Source organism: Clostridium mediterraneense, from assembly GCF_900091705.1.
Classification (GTDB): Bacteria; Bacillota; Clostridia; order Clostridiales; family Clostridiaceae; genus Sarcina; species Sarcina mediterraneense.
This window is the reverse complement of sequence record NZ_LT594785.1, coordinates 938322-959202: the sequence shown is the minus strand read 5'-3', so window position 1 is coordinate 959202 and position 20881 is coordinate 938322. Positions and strand designations below refer to the sequence as shown.

General features: G+C 29.3%; 21 protein-coding genes. All 21 read right to left on the bottom strand.

All coding sequences use genetic code 11. From position 1 onward, the window contains the following. Positions 1–6: 6 nt before the first annotated feature. Complete coding sequence (gene csrA / locus BN8917_RS06620; protein ID WP_066872246.1) at positions 7–219, bottom strand: carbon storage regulator CsrA; 213 nt, start codon at positions 217–219, stop codon at positions 7–9. After that, on the bottom strand, positions 220–681 hold the full coding sequence (fliW, locus tag BN8917_RS06615) for a flagellar assembly protein FliW (protein ID WP_066872242.1): 462 nt from the start codon (positions 679–681) through the stop codon (positions 220–222). A 10-nt stretch (positions 682–691) separates the two neighbouring features. Next, on the bottom strand, positions 692–1684 hold the full coding sequence (flgL, locus tag BN8917_RS06610; RefSeq protein WP_066872239.1) for a flagellar hook-associated protein FlgL: 993 nt from the start codon (positions 1682–1684) through the stop codon (positions 692–694). Between the two features lie 17 nt (positions 1685–1701). Then, positions 1702–3513 (bottom strand): flagellar hook-associated protein FlgK, encoded by a 1812-nt coding sequence (gene flgK, locus BN8917_RS06605; protein ID WP_066872235.1) that lies wholly within the window; start codon positions 3511–3513, stop codon positions 1702–1704. Between the two features lie 21 nt (positions 3514–3534). After that, complete coding sequence (locus BN8917_RS06600) at positions 3535–3945, bottom strand: flagellar protein FlgN (protein ID WP_066872232.1); 411 nt, start codon at positions 3943–3945, stop codon at positions 3535–3537. 1 nt (position 3946) lies between these two features. Beyond that, positions 3947–4225 (bottom strand): flagellar biosynthesis anti-sigma factor FlgM, encoded by a 279-nt coding sequence (locus tag BN8917_RS06595; RefSeq protein ID WP_066872229.1) that lies wholly within the window; start codon positions 4223–4225, stop codon positions 3947–3949. Between the two features lie 123 nt (positions 4226–4348). Beyond that, a complete protein-coding gene (fliY, locus tag BN8917_RS06590; RefSeq protein ID WP_066872226.1) occupies positions 4349–5488 on the bottom strand; it encodes a flagellar motor switch phosphatase FliY in 1140 nt (379 codons plus the stop codon). After that, positions 5481–6476, bottom strand: coding sequence for a flagellar motor switch protein FliM (gene fliM, locus BN8917_RS06585; protein WP_066872223.1), 996 nt, complete (start codon positions 6474–6476; stop codon positions 5481–5483). The genes fliY and fliM overlap by 8 nt, the downstream gene beginning before the upstream one ends. Before the next feature lie 27 nt (positions 6477–6503). After that, on the bottom strand, positions 6504–6899 hold the full coding sequence (locus BN8917_RS06580; protein WP_066872220.1) for a chemotaxis protein CheW: 396 nt from the start codon (positions 6897–6899) through the stop codon (positions 6504–6506). Positions 6900–6916: 17 nt separating this feature from the next. Further along, complete coding sequence (locus BN8917_RS06575; protein WP_066872217.1) at positions 6917–7273, bottom strand: response regulator; 357 nt, start codon at positions 7271–7273, stop codon at positions 6917–6919. Between the two features lie 17 nt (positions 7274–7290). Continuing rightward, positions 7291–7893: a chemotaxis protein CheC gene (locus BN8917_RS06570; RefSeq protein ID WP_066872214.1), complete on the bottom strand. Its 603-nt coding sequence runs from the start codon at positions 7891–7893 to the stop codon at positions 7291–7293. Between the two features lie 16 nt (positions 7894–7909). Next, complete coding sequence (locus BN8917_RS06565) at positions 7910–9925, bottom strand: chemotaxis protein CheA (RefSeq protein ID WP_066872211.1); 2016 nt, start codon at positions 9923–9925, stop codon at positions 7910–7912. Between the two features lie 14 nt (positions 9926–9939). Next, positions 9940–10701, bottom strand: coding sequence for a CheR family methyltransferase (locus BN8917_RS06560; RefSeq protein WP_066872208.1), 762 nt, complete (start codon positions 10699–10701; stop codon positions 9940–9942). 11 nt (positions 10702–10712) lie between these two features. Continuing rightward, on the bottom strand, positions 10713–11336 hold the full coding sequence (locus BN8917_RS06555; RefSeq protein WP_066872205.1) for a CheB methylesterase domain-containing protein: 624 nt from the start codon (positions 11334–11336) through the stop codon (positions 10713–10715). 16 nt (positions 11337–11352) lie between these two features. Further along, positions 11353–11838 (bottom strand): chemotaxis protein CheD, encoded by a 486-nt coding sequence (locus BN8917_RS06550; protein WP_066872202.1) that lies wholly within the window; start codon positions 11836–11838, stop codon positions 11353–11355. A 10-nt stretch (positions 11839–11848) separates the two neighbouring features. Continuing rightward, positions 11849–12292, bottom strand: a complete 444-nt coding sequence (locus BN8917_RS06545; RefSeq protein WP_066872199.1) for a chemotaxis protein CheW — start codon at positions 12290–12292, stop codon at positions 11849–11851. Positions 12293–12497: 205 nt separating this feature from the next. Further along, the gene (locus tag BN8917_RS06540) at positions 12498–12866 is read right to left on the bottom strand and encodes a DUF1292 domain-containing protein (protein ID WP_066872196.1); all 369 of its coding nucleotides are present in this window, start codon (positions 12864–12866) and stop codon (positions 12498–12500) included. Positions 12867–13068: 202 nt separating this feature from the next. Next, positions 13069–16599 carry a pyruvate:ferredoxin (flavodoxin) oxidoreductase gene (nifJ, locus tag BN8917_RS06535; RefSeq protein ID WP_066872194.1) on the bottom strand — a complete coding sequence of 1177 codons (3531 nt, stop codon included), beginning with the start codon at positions 16597–16599 and terminating at the stop codon, positions 13069–13071. A gap of 342 nt (positions 16600–16941) precedes the next feature. Next, the gene (locus BN8917_RS06530) at positions 16942–18012 is read right to left on the bottom strand and encodes an undecaprenyldiphospho-muramoylpentapeptide beta-N-acetylglucosaminyltransferase (protein ID WP_066872191.1); all 1071 of its coding nucleotides are present in this window, start codon (positions 18010–18012) and stop codon (positions 16942–16944) included. Positions 18013–18207: 195 nt separating this feature from the next. Beyond that, complete coding sequence (gene recJ / locus BN8917_RS06525) at positions 18208–19743, bottom strand: single-stranded-DNA-specific exonuclease RecJ (protein WP_096030712.1); 1536 nt, start codon at positions 19741–19743, stop codon at positions 18208–18210. A 159-nt stretch (positions 19744–19902) separates the two neighbouring features. Continuing rightward, complete coding sequence (locus BN8917_RS06520; RefSeq protein ID WP_066872184.1) at positions 19903–20841, bottom strand: DUF4145 domain-containing protein; 939 nt, start codon at positions 20839–20841, stop codon at positions 19903–19905. Positions 20842–20881 lie beyond the last annotated feature (40 nt).

The following is a 20881-nucleotide window of genomic DNA, read 5'->3' as shown; positions in this document are numbered from 1 at the left end:
ATGTTGTTATTTAAAATTTTTTAAAACTTCTAAATCTATATTAATAGCATTATTATTTTCATTTTTTACTTCTTCTACTAGCTCTTTTCTTAATATAGAAACATCATTCGGTGCTTTTATGGCAAGCTTTACTGAGCCATCTTCAATCTTTACAACTGAAATTTCTATATTATCACCTATAACTATTCCCTCATCTTTTTTTCTTGTTAAAACTAACATTTATCTATCCTCCACTAAATAATGCTTTATCTTATAGTTCTCTGTTCTTAAAATTATTTGCTCTGCCTTATTTACTCTTACATTCATAACTATTGGAGCTCTTAAATTACTTGTTATTTTTTTAGGATCTTTATCTAAAGTAACAGTATTTAAAAGTAATACCTCTTCAGGCTTTTTAATCTCTAATCTTCTTATAACATCATCTTCTAGATCTATTTCATAATCTTTTTTAATATCAAAAGGATTCAAAACTACAAAAGCTATATTTTCATCTTCAAGTGAATGTAATAATTTAAACATTGGATTTTCTTTTATCTCTCTTAAAATAAACTTACCTAAATTCTCAAATCCAAGCATTCCTTTTTCAAAGCTTATAATTTCATTATCAGCATAAGATATATCTCCATAATGATTACTTTTTAAAATATTTATATCTTTTTTAAATGAACTATCTACTTTCATATTAATTCTCCTATCTTATATAATCAAGTAATGATGGTTGTATCACTTTTGCAGATGTCTGTAATGATGCCATATATATTGTTTGCATTGTAGCAGACTGCATTGTTTTTTCTGTAAAGTTTATATCTTCATTTGCTGATAAAACCTCTGTTAAATTAAAGTTTTCCTCTTCATTTTTAAGCTGTGCTGATTCCATTCTATTTTGCTTTGCCCCAACTTCCGCTCTAACTTTTAAAAGATTATCTATTGAACTAGTTATATCCTTTAAATTTTCATTAGTTAGCTTCGAACTTTCATCTAAATTCTTTGAAGAAATATTATTTGTTATATCACTTAAAAGAGACATAAGATTTATACTTTCTCGAACACCATCATTAAACTCTAAAATTTGTTTTGAGGTAACATTGTATTCCATAGTAACACCTTTAGATATTTCAACAGATAACTTTTTATCTAACATATCAAGCTGAGCCTTTTCTTTATAACTATCTGTATTTAAATCTATAATCTCTCCATCTTTTCCAGCATAAGAAATAACATTATTACCATTCTCATTTTTTTCTGTTATCACAGGCTTAAAAGTTGCTCTACTTCCTCCAAATATGTATTTACCATCAAAACTAGAATTTAATATTGTTCCTACTTCTTCTATTCTTTGATTAATTTCATCTTTTATAGCATTTTTCTCATCTTCTCCATAAGCAGCATTTCCTGCTGAAACCATAAGTTCTCTTATTCTTTGCATAGTATCAGTAAGTTGTCCAAGTGCTGTATCTGTTGCATCAAGCCAATTAATAGTATCTTTAATATTACTGTTATATTGCTCATTTGCTGATATATCACCATTAAGTTGCATACTTCTAGCTACTATAAAAGGATTATCTGATGGTCTTCTTACTTCTTTTCCTGATGTTAATTGATTTTGTATCTTATTCATTTTATTAAGATTTCTTTGCATATCATTTAAAAAGCTTGAAGTCATCATTCTATTAGTTATTCTCATCTCTCTTCCCCCTTACTCTATATAAGTCCATTAACTACAACATCTAAAAGCTCATTTACAGTTGCTATAACTTTTGCATTAGCATTATATGCATGTTGAAACTGCACAAGATTTATAGTTTCCTCATCTAAAGAAACTCCTGAAACACTATCTCTTTGCATAGCTATATCAAATACTAAACTAACTTGATTTTCTACCATTCTTTGAGCTTCCTGACTTTGAACACCAAGTCTATCTATACTATCTTTATAATAAGCTTCTAAATTCATACCACTAGTATTATTCTCAATCTTCATTCCATTATTAGTTAATCTATTTCCACCCTTATTTAAGTCAAATAAATCTTTTCTACTTTTTATAGATGTTCCTATATCCTGAAATCTAAGCATTGAACTTCTAAGCTGTGCTATTGCAAGAGCTCTTTCACCATCAGTTTCACCATCTATATAGTTATCAGCTGTATAAGGAAAATCTGAATCATGAGTTCTTGTTTTAAGCTTCATAGGATCTTTTAATATTTCCTTATTTATTGTTATATTAGCTGCTGTTATTTCAGATTCCGCTAAAAGAATTTCATCTAAATTAATAATAGTTCCATCTGAACCATATTTAGCTTTTGCTGAATTAACAAAAAGAGGCATAAAATCTTTATCTGGATAAGCTCCTTCTCTAGTTACACTAGTCATTCCTGAATGTATAGCATTAACTGCAAAAGCAATCCCCTTCGCCATTTTATCTAATTGACTTATATAATCATTTATATCTTTTTGTACAGAAATAGCTCCTGCTAGCTCTCCATTTTTAGGAACAAACACTCTTAGCTCACTTGCTCCAATAGTATCTCCATTTCTAATAGCTGAGCCATCTCCCTTAACTGCCATCCCCCTTGAATCAGATAAAAGTACTCTTGAATTTTGTAAGTCAGCAAGCTGTTCATCAGTTACATCTCTTATAGTAAGAGTTTTCATATTTGCCTCATTAGTTGAATCACCAAGTTGATAATATTTTATTTTATAAGTCTTACCTGCTGGGTCAGTTTTATCTTGCTCTATACTATTAATATATGAAAGCCTTGTATAATCACTATTTGGATCTGCATTAACAAAAGGAGGAATTTTACTTGTATCATCAGAACTTTTTAAATTAATTCCATTATTATGAGACTGCTCAACACTAATTCCAAACTTCCTACTTAACTCATCTAAAAGTAAATCTCTTCTATCCATAAGGTCATTTGGATTATTACCTGATACACTTACATTAGTAATTTCTTTATTTAAACTATCTATTTGATTTAATAAAGAATTTATATCATTAACTGAATTTCTTATTTCATCCTGAGCATTTGTTCTAAGTTCCATAAGCCTTTTAGATGTGTGATTTAAAGCATCTGTTAAAGCTAAAGTTTGTTGAACAACAACAGTTCTATTATTAGAACTTTGAGGTTGCTTTGATAACTCTTGCCATGAATCAAAAAATTTACTCATAAGACTTGCTATCCCTGTATCAGAAGGCTCATTAAATACACCTTCTACTTGTTGAAGATATGAACTTCTCATATCATATGTACCATATATAGAATTTTCATTTCTAACTTGATAATCAAGAAAATTATTTCTAACTCTCTCTATTGCCTCAACTTGAGCACCTGTACCTATTTGACCAATTCCCCCTGGAACAGTATTAGGTCTATTAGTAGAAATCTTTGCTCTTTGTTTTGAATATCCATCTGTATTAACATTAGATATATTATGTGAAGTTGTATTTAAACTTTGTTGTGCTGTAAACATTCCACTTTTACTAGTATTTAAAACTGAAAATAAACTCATTTTTCACTCTCCCACTAAAAATTATCTTTTTATTTTTCCATAAGAATTATAAGTTTTAGCATCCCTACTTGGATTTAAAATCATAAGCATTTTATTTGTATATGATAATTGCTGCTTTATTAAAAGAGCATTTGTATCATTCTGAAGCTTTAAAAGTTCTACCTTCTTTTTAGTATCTCTAAATAACTGCTCAAGCTCTTTATCATCAGATTCAAAAACTAATTCTTTTAAATTTCTATCTTTTAAAATATTTCTTTTTTCCATTTCATACTGTGCTATTTCTCTACTTACAGATTGAATCTCCTCTGCAACTACCTCAAGTTCAATAGCATTATTTTTCATAATTAATCTATTTTGTTTATCAAGTAAAGCTAACTGTTTTTCAACAGCAAGCTTCTCCTTATTTATAACTTCTTTTAAGTCTAAAAGCATATTAAAATCTTCCTTCCCTTATACTGCCTAGCATAGCCTTAGCAAGTTTTTTGCTATCTACTTTATAATTCTCATTCTTAATAAGATTTCTTAAATGCTCAATCTTTTGTTTTTCATCTAAAATAGGCTCATCTATAAAACTAATTTGTTTAGCAATATCCGAAATTTCTATACTATCTTTTTTGTTTAAATTCTTTATTTCTTCTTTTTTATCACTTTTATTATTTTTTTCATATATTTTAGCCATACTAAATGATGAGTTACTTGCATTAATTCTCATACTTTAAAACCTCCTAAGAATATGCTATATAACTATTATCGTAAATTAAATTAATATGTTTATAAGTCATATCTAAATTTATAAAAAAAGACTACCTATATATAGGTAGTTCTTTTTTATAAATTATTTTAAACTCTTTATTCTTTCTATACCTGTTGCTATACTTGTAATCCTAACACCAAAGTTTTCATCAATAACTACAACTTCTCCATAAGCTATTTGCTTACCATTAACTAAAATTTCTACAGGTTCTTCTGCAAGTTTATCAAGCTCTATAACTGAACCTACTCCAAGATCTAAAACATCTCTTATTTTCTTTCTAGTCCTTCCAAGAACTACTGAAACTTCTAGGGGTACATCCATTATTAAATCAATATTATTATAAGGAGCATTTTCTTTATTATTATCTAAACTTTCAAATTTAGCCTTACTAACCTGAACCGGTGGTACTTCCTTATAAGCTTCCTCAGGCTCTCTTGTCATAGTTATTTCTTTTGGTGATGTTATTTCATCATATATATTAGCTAAATCAACTGTATCACTTTGAGTACTTTCTATTTGTTGTGGTGTACTATAACTTAATTCTTCTTCACCCATCATAATAGAAATTATTTTCTTTGATGTTTCTATAGGTAATACTTGCATTATTGTACTATCAACTAAATCTGCAATTTTAAGATTAAATGAAATATTAGTGATAATCTCATCATCTTCTATTTCATCTGAAATATCTTCACTAATACTCTCCCATATCTTTGATTTAGGTGGAGATATATTTACTTCTCTTGCAAACATAGTTGCCATTGATGTAGCTGCAGAACCTATCATTTGATTCATAGCCTCTTGTACAGCACTTATCTCAATTTCAGTAAGTTCTGTAGTTTCTACAACTCCATTACCACCCATCATAAGATTAGCTATAACAGCTGCATCAGTTATTTTCATTATAAATATATTTTTACCTACTATCCCTGAAGTATATTGTACTTCTAATAAAATATTAGGTACTGTAAATTTATTTTTAAGTTCTGATATAGTAGTAACGCTTACTACTGGTGTTGTAATATTTACAGGCTGATTTATAACCTGAGAAAGTGCAGTTGAAGCTGAGCCCATTGATATATTTCCAACCTCACCAAGCAAATCTTTATCTTGTACTGAAAAGAATTTTTCTTCTTCATTATTATTGTTATCACTATCTATATTATTACTTCCATTTAGTAAAGCATCTATCTCCTCTTGAGATAAGAATCCATCAGCCATTATCATTGCCCTCCTCTTTAATCACATCTAATATTTCTACACCTTTATTCTTACTTACCACTCCTGGTTTTCCATAATAACAAGCTTTATCCTCTATAAATATCCTAACTGGATCACTTATTAAGTTATCAAGTCTTAATACATCACCTTTGGCCAACTTAAGAAAATCATTAATCATTATAGTACTTCTCCCAAGTTCAACATTAATATCTATTTGGGCTGAATTAAGATGCTTTTTTATTTCTGTTTTATATTCCTCTTTAAATTCTTCCTCATCATTTTCAGACCAATGATTAAGAATTAACTTATCTAATATATGTTCTATACTCATATATGGAATACATAGATTTATCATACTTGTATTATTCCCCATCTCTACTGAAAATGTAACTAAAGCTATAGGCTCATTTGGTGCTAAAGTTTGATTTAAGGCTGGATTTACTTCCATCCCATCATATTCAGGACTTACTTCAATAACTTCATCCCACGCTCTTTTTAAATTTTGTATAACTTCTTTTGCTACCTTCTCAATAATATTTTTATCTATTTCAGTAAAATCCTTAGCTACATATCTTCTTTCACCTTGTCCTCCAAGCAAAATATCAATTATCTGAAAAACAAAGCCTGGATTAAATTCAAATGTTAAAACACCATTTAAAGGCATAAATTTAAAATTTACAAGAATAGTAGGATTAGGTACTGAACGTATAAATTCTTCATAAGTGATTTGTTCTAAAGTTACTAATTTTAATTTAGTATTTTGTCTTGTTATTCCTGTTAAATAATTTGAACAAGTTCTTGAAAAAGTATTATGTAATAACTCTAATGTTCTAATATGATCTTTTGAAAACTTTTGAGGACTTCTAAAGTCATATAATTTAACTTTCTGCCTTTCTTCTTGCTGTTGAAACTCTTCTGCCTCAAACTCACCAGATGATAAGGCAGATAGTAAATTATCAATTTCGCTTTGAGATAATATATCTGCCATTACTCTCCCTCTCATTTCCTCTTAATTTTAGATTAATTTATTTAAGTCTATTATTGTGATTATTCTATTTCCTAATTTTATAATTCCATTAACATATTCTTTTATTTCTTTATTCTCAAGTTTTTGAATATCTTGTTCTTTTATATCTAAAACTTCATTAACTTTATCTACTGATATTGCTATTTCCTCATTTTCAATATCAATAATTATTATATTTTCCTGCTCTTCTTTATCTGAGTTTATATTTAGAAGTAGATTTACATCTATAAGAGATATAATATTACCTCTAAGATTTATAAGACCTTTAATATGAGGAGCTGCTTTTGGAACTCTAGTTACTTTCATAGCATGATTTATATTTTGAACCTTAGAAGTTTCAACTGCAAACTCTTCCTCTCCTAGTCTAAATACTACTATTTGCATAAGCTTTAACTCCTTTATTATAGAGCTTTATTTACAGCCTCTAATACTCTATCTGCTTGGAAAGGCTTAACTATAAAATCTTTAGCTCCTGCTTTAATAGCATCCATAACCATACTTTGTTGTCCCATAGCACTACACATAATAATTTTAGCTGCTGGATCAAATTGTTTTATAGCTTTTACTGCTTCTATTCCATCCATTTCTGGCATTGTAATATCCATTGTTACTACATCTGGTCTTTCTTGCTTGTACATTTCTATTGCCTTTAGCCCATTACTAGCTTCACCAACTACTTCAAAACCATTCTTTGATAATATATCCTTTACCATCATTCTCATAAATGCTGCATCATCAACTATTAATACTCTTGCCATTTTCTATTCCCCCTAAATTATATAAGTCCTATTGATTTAAATATTTTTTGTAATGAATTCTGACTTGGTAGATAATAAAAATCTCCAACCAAATTACAATTATTATCATTTTTTAATATAGTCTTTATTTCTAACATCTTATCTGATTCTTCTATTGAAGCTATAAATGTAGTAGTTATTATAGCTCCAGCAAAATCAAAAGCTACTGCTGGTACTGATGGAACCATATTAAGATTAGTAAACTTTGATATTGCATTCATATATGCTCCCAAGATTATGTTAACTATTTCAGCTAAAACAGATTCACTAATCTCATTAAAGTTATTATCAGTAGTTCCAGTTAATTGCTTTATAATATCAAAAGCAACATCTTCCTCAAATAAAATCAGAAAACTTCCTGGAAGGTCTCCATAAACATTTACTAATACACCAACACAGATATTCTCTAAATTTATTTTTTTATTAAGTTCTTCTATATCTATAAATTTAAAAGAAGGTACATCCATGTCTATTTTTTTATTTAACATCTGTGATAAAGCTGTTGCTGCATTTCCTGCTCCAACATTAAAAACTTCTTTCAGGGCATCAAGTTCCATTTCATTTAATTTTAAAAAATTCATCTCATCTACCTTTTCCTTATATTAAGGCCGCTACATCTAAAATAAGGGTAACCTTACCATTCCCTAAAATAGTAGCTCCTATATATTCATTTAAACTTGATAATGTTTTACCTAAAGGTTTTATAACAATTTCTTGCTGCCCTAAAAGATTATCTGCTAAAAGACCTACTTGTTTGTTACCAACCTTAGCTATTACTATAAATTTTCTCTTGTCATATGATTCTTCTATATTAAAGAATTCATTTAATCTTATAAGTGGTATAACTTTATCCCTATAAATAATAACTTCCTCGGAATCACTAAACTTTACTTCTACTGAATTAAAATCTATTACCCTTTCAATAAATCCTAAAGAAATTGCAAAACTTTCTTCTCCAACCTTAACTAAAAGTGCTTGAATTATTTGTAATGTTAAAGGAAGTTTTATTATGAATATTGAACCTACACCTTCTTCACTAATAAGTTCGACAGTTCCTCCAAGTGATGATATCTTTGTTTTAACAACATCCATACCAACTCCTCTTCCTGAAAGATCTGTAACTTTTTCATTAGTACTAAATCCACTAGAAAATATTAAATTCTTAATTTCTGCTTCACTTAAATTTTCTGTTGGGATCCCTAGTTTTTCAGCCTTCGCTCTAACTTTCTCAACATTAATTCCAGCTCCATCATCAATTACCTTAATAACAGCTTTAGTTCCTTCTTGATAAGCAGTAAGCCTTATAGTTCCTTGAGGATCCTTACCACATTTCACTCTTTTTTCTTTCTCTTCTATACCATGATCTACAGCATTTCTAAGTAAGTGAATAAGCGGCTCTCCTATCTCATCAATTACAGTTCTATCAAGTTCTGTCTCCTGACCTTCAATAATAAAGTTTACTTCTTTATTAAGCTCCATAGAAACATCTCTTATCATTCTTGGAAATCTATTAAATACAACATCTAAAGGTAACATCCTAATCTTCATAACTAAATCCTGAAGATCTGAAGTAGTTCTTGCTACTTCTTCTAAAGTTTCATTTAATTCTAAAGACTTTTGCTCTATAGCTATTTGCTCTAATCTTGTCCTATTTATAACAAGCTCAGAAACCATATTCATAAGTTTATCTAATCTTTCTAAATCAACTCTAACTGATTGATGAGTTGATTTATTCACAGTACTAGATTTTTTCTTTTTAGCTTTTGGAGTTTCCTTTTTTTCTTCTTTTACTATTGGCTTTACTTCTATCTCTTCATCAATTTTAGTTACAGTAATTTCTTTATTAAGACTAGCCTCTTTTTGCTTTATATCAATAATATCAACACTAAAACTTTCTATCTCTGAAATTACTCTTATAACTCCCTCAACCTGTTCCTTATTATTCTCAGTTAATAAAATAAAGCTTATATCAAAATCAAAATTTTCACTTTCAATATCTTCTGTTGATGGATAAGATTTTATTATTTCTCCTATCTCTTCTAAGTCCTTAACAATTAAAAATGTTCTAGCTGATTTTAAAAGAGTTGTTTCGCTAAGTCTTATATTAATCTCAAATGAATTAAATCCCCCATCAACAGCTTGTTTGATTATACTTAACTCATACTCATTTAAATCAAGCTCACTATTATTTGAAACTTCTACATCTTTATTAATACTTTCATCAACTTTTTCTACTGTAGTTGTTACTGCTTCCAACTCTTTAATCATAGATTCTATTTCAAATTCTTCTTCCCCACCAAGTTCAACATCATCAACCATTCTTTCTAAATTATCTAAACATCTAAAAAGTATAGTGACAACATCCTTACTTATTTTTAATTCGCCATCTCTAAACTTAGAAAGTACATCTTCCATCTTATGTGTAAGCTCTGCTATAGCACTAAATCCCATAGTAGCAGCCATCCCCTTAATTGTATGGGCAACTCTAAATATCTGTGCAATCTTATCTATATCATCTGGCTCTTGCTCTAAATCTAATAAGCAATCATTTAATACTTGTAAATTTTCTCTTGATTCCTCAAGGAACATTGATAAATATTGGCTTGTCTCCATCTCTATCCTCCTTTCTAAACTTTTCTATAGATAAATGTAGAATTTTTTCTAAACCCAAGTTCATTTGCATTATATATGCATTCTGTTGCCCCTATAAAAAGCAAACCTCTATCATTAAGTGATTTATTAAATTCTTTATAAATTCTATTTTTAGTTTCTGTATTAAAATAAATAACTACATTTCTACAAAGAATCAAATCAAAATTTTTTCTATACTTATCTAAAATCAAATCAGCTTTTTCAAACTTAACCATTCTTTTTATTTCATCATTTAAAAAATACTTATTATCTATTTTAGTAAAATACTTTAAATATTTTTTATTCATATTCTTAATTTCTAAATCTGAATAAATCCCTTCCTTTGCCTTAGCAAGTATAGTCTGATCTATATCAGTAGCAATAATATTGTAATTTTTTATATTATTCTCTTTTAAAATCATAGCTATTGAATATGGTTCACAGCCTATTGAACAGGCTGCACTCCAAATATTTATTGATTTATCTTTAGAAAAGTACTCTTTTTTTAGTAAATTCTCTAATTCTTCAAATAAATTAGGATTTCTAAAAAACTCTGTAACATTTATAGTTATAAAATCTAAGAATTTTTGTTTTTCTTCTTTATCATTTTCAAGAATATTTATATATTCTCTTAAATCCTTGACTCCAATTCTATTCATAAGATTTTCTATTCTTCTAGTAAGCTGTGCTTGTTTATAAGCATTTAAATCTAATCCAAAATATCTATAAGCCCATCTATAAAAATCTTTAAAATCCATAATCATCACACCTACTTTTTAATAGATTCTACTATGACATCAGCCATAATATCTATATCTAAAGATAAATCTACTGCCCCTGTATTAAAAGCAGCTTTAGGCATTCCATAAATTAAACAACTTTCTTCAGATTGCACTATGCAATACCCGCCTTTATTTTTAACTTCTAAAGTTCCTGCAGCACCATCCTTGCCCATTCCTGTAAGAACTATAGAAAGAAGAGAATCTCTATAGACCTTTGCACAACTTTTAAATAAATTATCAACAGCTGGTCTAACCCCATGAACTGTTTCATCCTTATTTAAAATTATCTTATCTAAATTACTAACTTCCATATGATAATTACCTTTAGCTATATAAACAATATTCTTCCGAATTCTCTCACCATGTTCTGCTTCTTTAACGGTAATATCACTTTTCTTATTTAGACGAGTTACAAATGTCTTTATCATATCCTCAGCCATATGTTGTACAACAAATATAGGAACTCCTATATCTCTTGGTAGCTTAGTTATTATTTCATCTAAGGCTTTTGGTCCTCCTGTAGATGCTCCGATAACTATGGCTCTTATTATTCTTCCCTTTAAATCATTTAAAAGCTTATTAACTTTATCCTCCCTGACTCCATTAATCATTTTAACTCCCCCAAAGCTAAATTTCTTTAATCTTCTTACCTAAAACTTTTATAGTAATCCTTCCAGTATAAGCATCTACAATCATAGTTCTTCCCTTATTTCCTCCAACATCCTTTGATACTATAGGAATAGAAAGCTCCTCTAATTTTTTTTCTACGGCAATGATGTTTCTTTGTCCAATATCACTTAAAGCTCTACTATCTTTAAAGTTAAACATCTGTGCTCCTCCAACAATTTTTGCTTCTAATTTATCAACATAAGCATTTTGCTTTCTTAGTTCCTCTACTAATATTGATATTGCTGTATCAGCATATTTTAGCTTATTCTCATTATTTTTAAATTCATAACTACTAGGTAACATTATATGTACAAGTCCTGCAATTTTATTTTCTCTATCATACAAGGAAATTCCTACACATGAACCAAGCCCTATTGTAAGTATCTTATCTGGTGATTTTACTATTCCACTTTGAGCTATCCCTATTATTTTCTCAATACTCAAATTACCTCACCTACATCAATACCTTTACTTTATCTAGCCCAAAAATCTTTTTTCCATCTAGTAATACAATTATTTCTTTATCTTCTTTTATAATTCCCTTAATAGGAGTTCTTTCATTTCTTAATGCTAAAGGGGGTGCCTGTTCTATTAAACTCTCATCTATACTTGCAACCTCAATAACATAATCAACTTTCACTCCAATTCTAAGATTCTCGTTTATTATTACAATTATCTTCTCATCTTTTAAACTCTCAACTTCCTCCATATCAAAAATCTTATATAGATTGATAACTGTTAAAGTTCCACCCTCATATTCAACAATTCCATCAACATAAAATTCTGAATCAATAAGCCTAGTTATCTTATTACAAGAAACTATTCTTTCAACTTCTTCTATATCTAAAGCATATTTTTGAGAATTTAAATTAAATATTAAAACTTTACATTGCTTCATAATTAAACTCCTTATAAGCTCAAGCTTTAAATAAATTTAATCTACAACTTGAATCATAAATTTTTATATAACATTTTTACTATCGTTTACTTTGAATAAAACTTAATATAATAAATTTATATTTTTTGTTAATTGACATATTTATAATTAAAAATAAAAAGAGTTATCTCATTCATTTGAGATAACTCTTTCTATATTTAAAATACTATTTAGCTATATTTTCTTCGTAGTATTTTGTTACTTCATTAAATTCTTCTTCTTCTGGAACTTCAAGTTCCCCTTCTTCGCCTACTTCTTTGAATAAGTAAACTGCTTCTTCTTCTGGGTTGAATACTAAAGCATATCCATTTTCTTTATATTCAAAAGCATCAACAATTTCACATGTAACTGTTGTTCCATCTTCTTTTTCTAAATCTACAACCATTGTTTCGTAATGTTCATGGTCATGATCATGATCGTGTCCACATCCACATCCTTCTTCACCGTGCTTATGACCGTGTCCTCCACAGCATCCTTCTTCACCATGATTATGATCGTGTCCACCACAACATTCTTTTAATTCTTTATCTGACATTATTGTTTCCTCCCTTGTGGAAATATTATATTCTCATTTTACCCTTAAATTGAATTTATTAAAAGCTTTTTAACAAAATTTATTATTTTTTATTCTATTATTATTAAAAATCAGGTATTTTACTGGTAATTTATATAATAAAAATTTAAATTATAGTATAAAAAAGAGATGTCTAAAAATTAGACATCCCTTTTATTTATAATTATTTACCAGCAAGTTTCTTGTAGTTTTCTAATCTTTCCATTGCATCTCTTTCTGTCTTAGCAAATAATTCATCCGCAAAATCTGGATAAGCCTTTGCAAGTGATGCATATCTTACTTCACCCATTAAGAATTCCTTAAAGTCAAGCTTTGGTTCTTTTGAATCTAAGCTAAATGGATTCTTTCCACTATCCTTAAGTGTTGGGTTGTATCTGTATAATGCCCAATATCCTGATTCAACAGCTCTTTGAGCTTCTAAATGAGCATTACCCATACCAAGCTTAATTCCGTGGCTTATACATGGTGAGTAAGCAATGATTAATGATGGACCTGGGTATGCTTCTGCTTCTGAGATTGCCTTAAGAACTTGGTTCTTATCTGCTCCCATTGCAACTTGAGCTACATAAACATATCCATAACTCATTGCCATCATTCCAAGATCTTTCTTCTTAGTATTCTTACCTGAAGCAGCAAACTTAGCTATTGCAGCAGCTGGTGTTGACTTAGAACTTTGACCACCTGTATTTGAGTATATTTCTGTATCAAATACTAATATATTAACATCTTCTCCTGAAGCTAGAACATGGTCAACTCCACCGTATCCGATATCATAAGCCCATCCATCTCCTCCGAAGATCCATTGTGATCTCTTAATTAGGTAATCTTTTTCTTCTAAGATTTCTTTAGCTATTTCACTATTTTCTGATTGAAGAACAGCTATTACATTTTCAGCTCTATCTCTAGTTCCTTCTCCATTATTAAGGTTTGCAATCCAATCTTCTAATATAGCCTTAGAATCTTCTGCTACACCTTCTTCAATAAGATCTCTAACTCTATTTGCAAGTCTTTCTCTTATTGCAGTTGTTCCAAGGAACATACCAAGTCCAAATTCAGCATTATCTTCAAATAATGAGTTTGCCCATGCTGGACCTTGTCCTTTATGATTCTTTGTATATGGTGTTGAAGGAGCTGATCCACCCCAAATTGATGAACATCCAGTTGCATTAGCAATCATCATTCTATCTCCATATAATTGAGTTACAAGCTTAGCATATGGAGTTTCTCCACATCCTGCACAAGCTCCTGAGAACTCGATTAATGGTTTTTCGAATTGACTTCCCTTAACTGTTGTTTTCTTTAATGGGTTTTCCTTAGGTGAAACTTCATCTACACAATAATCCCAAACCTTAGCTTGTTCTGCTTGGCTTGCTTGTGGTTTCATAACTAAAGCCTTATCCTTAGCTGGACAAACTTGAGCACAGTTTCCACAACCTGTACAGTCAAGTGGACTTATTGTAATTGAGAAGTGCATTGGTTCTGCTGACTTAATTCCCTTAGCAGCTACTGACTTTGTATCAGCTGGTGCATTGTTCTTTTCTTCTTCTGTCATTAGAACTGGTCTAATTGTAGCGTGAGGACAAACGTATGCACATTGGTTACATTGGATACAATTATCTGAGATCCATTCTGGTATATTTATACCGATACCTCTCTTTTCATATGCAGCTGTTCCCGCTTCGAAAGTACCATCTTCCATTCCGTCAAATGCTGAAACTGGAAGCTTGTCTCCTTCTAATCTATTCATAGGTTCAACTATATCTGTAATAAATCTTGGTTTAGCCTTAGCTTCCACTACTGTTTCTTTATCAACAGCATTCTTCCAGCTTTCTGGAACTGTTATTTCAACTATTGCTTCAATTCCCTTATCTATAGCCTCGTTGTTCATATCAACAACTTTTTGTCCCTTCTTACCATAAGAAGTTTCAACTGCTTGTTTAAGATATTTAATAGCTTCTTCAACTGGTATAATATTAGCAAGTTTAAAGAATGCTGATTGCATTATCATATTAATTCTTCCACCAAGTCCTACTTCTTGTGCTATCTTAACAGCATTTACTGTGTAGAACTTAATATTATTTTCTGCTAAATATCTCTTATATGAAGCTGGTAATTTTTCTTCAATTTGTTCTGGTGTCCAAATTGTATTTAATAAGAATACTCCACCCTTCTTAAGACCATCTAAAACTGAATAAGTTTTTACATATGATTGATTATGACAAGCTATAAAATCAGCCTTATTTATTAAATATGGTGATTTAATTTGATCTTTACCAAATCTTAAGTGAGAAATTGTTATTCCACCTGATTTCTTTGAATCATATGAGAAATATCCTTGAGCATACATATCTGTATGGTCCCCAATGATTTTAATAGCACTCTTATTAGCACCAACTGTTCCATCTGATCCAAGTCCCCAGAATTTACATGCTTTTGTTCCTTCTGGTGTTGTATCAATATCATGTGCACCCTTTGGTTCTTCAAGAGATGTATTTGTTACATCATCAATTATTGATATTGTAAATCCATCTTTAGGAGTTTCATTATTTAGATTTTCATAAACTGCCATAATGTGAGCTGGAAGTGTATCCTTTGATCCTAAACCATATCTTCCTCCAACTATTACAGGAGCATTTTCTTGTCCATAGAATGCATTTTTAACATCTAGGTATAATGGTTCTCCTGATGAACCAGGTTCTTTTGTTCTATCTAAAACAGCTATCTTCTTAGCTGTGCTTGGTATTGCTTTTCTTAATCTTTCTACTGAGAATGGTCTAAATAATCTTACTTTAACAAGACCAACTTTTTCTCCCTTAGCATTTAAGTAATCAATTGTTTCTTCTATAAGGTCAGTAACTGATCCCATAGCAACTATAATTCTTTCTGCATCTTCTGCTCCATAGTAATCAAAACAATTATATTCTCTACCTGTAAGTTTCTTAATTTCCTTCATGTATCCTTCAACAATTTCAGGTACATCATTATAGAACTTATTTACAGATTCTCTTGTTTGGAAATAGATATCTGGATTTTGAGCTGTTCCCCTTGTTACAGGGTTATTTGGATTTAATGCTCTAGATCTAAATTCATCTACCATGTTCATATCTAACATATTTTTAAGTTCATCATATTCTATAACTTCAATCTTTTGGATTTCATGTGATGTTCTGAATCCATCAAAGAAATTAACAAATGGTATTCTTGATTTAAGTGATGCTAAATGTGCTACTGCTGCAAGATCCATAACTTCTTGTACTGAACCTTCTGCAAGCATTGCAAAACCAGTTGCTCTAGCAGCCATTACGTCTTGTTGATCTCCAAAGATACTTAAAGATGATGTTGCTAAAGCTCTCGCTGAAACGTGGAATACGCAAGGTAATAATTCACCTGCTATTTTATACATGTTAGGAAGCATTAATAATAATCCTTGTGAAGCTGTAAATGTTGTTGTTAAAGCGCCTGCTTGTAAAGATCCATGTACTGCACCAGCTGCTCCTGCTTCTGATTGCATTTCAACAACTTTAACTGTTTGTCCAAATACATTCTTTCTTCCTTTTGCACTCCATTCATCAACATATTCTGCCATTGGTGATGATGGTGTTATTGGGTATATAGCTGCCACATCAGTAAATGCATAAGCTATATGTGCTGCGGCTGTATTACCGTCCATGGTCTTCATTAATCTTTTTCCCATTAAAATTCTCCTCTTTTCCTAAAAATTTATTTCAATACTAAATAAAATATAACAAGTTTAATAGGTCACCTATATATCTATTATATTATATCAAGTTTAGATGCATATTACATTATAAATTATAAATATTCACAAATAATTATCAATAAATAATAATTATTAAATAAAATTTATAACTTACAAATGATAATTCAACTTTTACTATACTAAATATATAACTTAGTAATATGTTTTATCAAACACTAAATTCCTTTAAATTACAGTATATTTTTAGCATTTACTGTAATTATTTTACTTATACTTGATTTTATATTATAAATACTTAATATCCCTTGAGTAATTTTATTTAATAATTGACTTAATAATATTAATAATATTATCAATACCATTACTCATATTACTCTTTTCCATATTTTTTATATAAGTTTCTCTATTATTATATAGACTCTTTAAATTGCTTTCTAAAACTTCTTTAGTAAGCTCTTCTTCTTCTATAACTATAGAATATCCTGATTTCTTAAATGATTTAGCGTTTAAAACTTGGTCTCCTCTTGATGCTCTTGCTGAAAGAGGGATTAAAATATGAGGTTTCTTTAATGCTAAAAGCTCAAATATAGCATTTGCACCTGCTCTTGAAACAACAACATCTGCATATGCCATTAAATGTGGTAGCTCTTCTGATATATATTCAAATTGAAGATAACCTTCTCTTCCCTTTAAGCTTTCATCTAAATTGTTCTTACCACAAAGATGAATTATATTAAAGCCAATTAATAAATTATTAAGATTATCCCTTATAGAATCATTAATAACCTTTGAACCTAAGCTTCCCCCTATTATTAATAATACAGGTTTATTCTTTGCAAAATTACAGAATCTTCTTCCTTCTTCTTTACTTCCATGTAAAAGGTCTTCTCTTATTGGTGTACCTGTTAACACACCTTTATCACCTTTCACATACTTTAAGCTTTCTGGGAAAGTAACACATAATTTATCACAGAAAGGTGCAGCTATTTTATTAGCAAGCCCTGGTGTAAAATCTGATTCATGAGATACTACTGGTATCTTTTTAAGTGATGCTGCCATTAGAACAGGAACTGTTACAAATCCACCTTTAGAAAATACTACATCTGGTTTTTCTTTTGTAAGTATTCTAAGAGCATCTCCAACTCCCTTTACAACTTTAAATGGATCAGTAAAGTTTTTAACATCAAAATATCTTCTAAGCTTACCTGATGATATTGAATAATAAGGGATTCCTTCTTTTTTTATTATTTCTCTTTCAATCCCATCTTTACTTCCTATATACTTTATCTCAAATCCAAGTTCCCTAAGTTTTGGTACTAAAGCAAGGTTTGGAGTAACATGTCCTGCTGATCCTCCACCTGTCATAATTATTTTATACTTACTCAATATATATTCATCTCCTTATATTTTTTTCATACTATTAATCAATTTATTTATTACATATACCTACAAAATTCTATCATCTTTCAGAATCCTTATAAATTATATATCATATTCTCTCAAATGCAACAATAATATAGAAATAATAAATTTTCAACACTTAAAATTTAAATTAATTTCAATATATATCTATTCACAAACTTATACTGAAAGTCTTAGATTACTTATAATGATTTGTGTTGAAACATTACCTCTAAATTCATTAATTGAAGGTTTGTATATTATATCTATCTTAAATCTTACTGAACCACCAGCACTAGCTCTTTCAAAAGCTCCTATTCCAAATTTATCATCAAACGTTATTTGAAATTCATCAGCCATATTAAACCATAAAGCTGGAATTCTCTTATTTGTATTTGGATCTAAACAAGCAAACTTTAAATGAGTTTTTTCTGTTCCCATTGTTTGAATCCCTGTTACTAATACTGATTTTGCTGCAAGAACTGGACTAGGATTAGACTTCCCAAAGGGTTCTAATTTTTCTATTTTTGAAACTAAATCAACAGTTACTTGATTTAAAAGTACAGGTGCATCTATTCTTACTTTAGGAACTACATCCTCATCTGTTAATTCACAAATATCATTAAGCATTTTTCTTATCTTGGGTAAATTTTCTTCTTTTGCTGAAAGTCCTGCTGCCATTGGGTGCCCACCAAACTTCTCCATAAGAGATTTACATTTTGATAATTCCTTAAACATATCATATCCCTCTATTGATCTTGCAGAACCTTTTGGCATATCTTTTCCCTTTGTCATAACTATTGTCGGAAGATTGTATCTTTCTTTCACTCTTCCAGCAACTATTCCAGCAATGCTCTCATGTATATTAGAATTATAAACTAGTATAACCTTATCATTATAAAGTTTTTCTTTCTCTATTTGTTCTATAACTTCTTCAACACTTCTCTCAGTGAGCTCTTTTCTTCTTTCATTAAGTTCAACAAGTTCCTTTGCAAGTTCTTCTGCTCTTAATTTATTTTCAGTAACTAACAACTCAACTGCAAGACTTGCTGTTTCAAGTCTTCCTGTTGCATTTATACAAGGCCCTATTACAAATCCTAAATGATAAGCAGTTACTTTTTTATCCTCTAGATTACAAGCTTTCTTTAAGGCATTAATACCTATATTATTACTGTTATTTAATAATTCTAATCCTCTTTTAACTATTATTCTATTCTCATCTTTTAAATCAACAATGTCACAAACTGTAGCTATTGCACAAAACTCTATAAGCTTCATAGCCTTATCCATGTCCATATTCATTTCTTTATATAGAGCCAAAATAAATTTAAATGCTATTCCAGCACCACATAAATATTTGAATTTATAATTACAATCACTTTGATGAGGATTTACAACTGCATATGCACTTGGAACCATAAATTCTTTTTCACCATTTTCTTTCTCCACAAGTTGAATATCATGATGGTCAGTAAGGATAACATCCATTCCTAAATTCATAGCAAGTTCTATTTCTTCAAAGGCTGCTATACCATTGTCACAAGTTATTATTAACTGTGTCCCCTCTTCTTTTAAAATCTTTACCCTATCACAATTCATTCCATACCCTTCACTTTCTCTATCAGGAATATGAAAATTAAAATCTGCACCACATTCTTTTAAACCTTTATATAAAATAGTTGTACTAATAACACCATCACAGTCATAGTATAGTATCTTTTAATCATGTCTAACACTCTTAAATCTTGATATTATAAGCCTTCCCACTTATTTTTATATTTTTATATCATGTAGACATAAATTTTTTCAGATTACTCTATCAACTAAACTAATCATATATATTCTACATTAAAAATAATATATTAAAATAGGCTCTTAAATATTAATTCTTCCTCTAAATACATCTTTTAATTCTAATAACTGCCATTCCTCTGTTATACCAATTTCACTAACTGTTGAAATTACCGACGCTAATATTATATTACCTTCTTTTAAATTCATTTTTTTAATTTTATCAACTTGAGGTAAGGTCAAATCTACTACAGCCACTAATCCTCCTTCTAAGTCATATAATGTCATTTCTTTAAAAATATCACTTTCTACATCTATTTCTAATATTTTATATAATGATGTTAGAACCAATCTATTTATAGATGGCTCTATTTGCAAATCAATATTTTCTTTCTTCTTTATTAAATTTCTGTATTTATATTTAAACTCTTCAAATGACATTTTATTTTCCCCCAGTATCCTCTGAGGTACTTCCATTGTGTTTAATTCATTAAAATCCAATATTTCTTTTAATACTTTTTTATATTCTACCAATATTGCTTTAGCATTAGAATATAACTCTATTTCATCTAACTTTTTAAAATTATCATTATAATGAATACAATCATTACGTATAATTCTTATTTTATTTAAACTTCTAAAGGTTGTATCACTAATTATCTTCTTCTTTTTTAGATTTCTCAATCTTTTATCTTGAGTAAGAGTATCCTTTATAGTATTATTTTTAGCATAAATATATTTTGTTACTTCTTCACTTGCTATTCCTACAATTGCGATAGTACCCGTATAATATCCAAAACAAAATAAACATTCGGCTTCTTTTAGTAATTCTAAAAATTTTTCTTCAATTAAGCAACAACCTATATCTTCAAGTTCATACCATCTTGTAACTATTTCATCTATATTATTAGAAATACGCTGTCTTATTAAATTTCCTAGTACTTTTTTATCCCGCTCTATATATTCACTTCTTCTACCTTCCTCAATATCTAAATAATTATTTTTTATAAAATCTATATACATAAAATCTCCTTACTATAAAAAAGCATGCTACCTTTGTAAC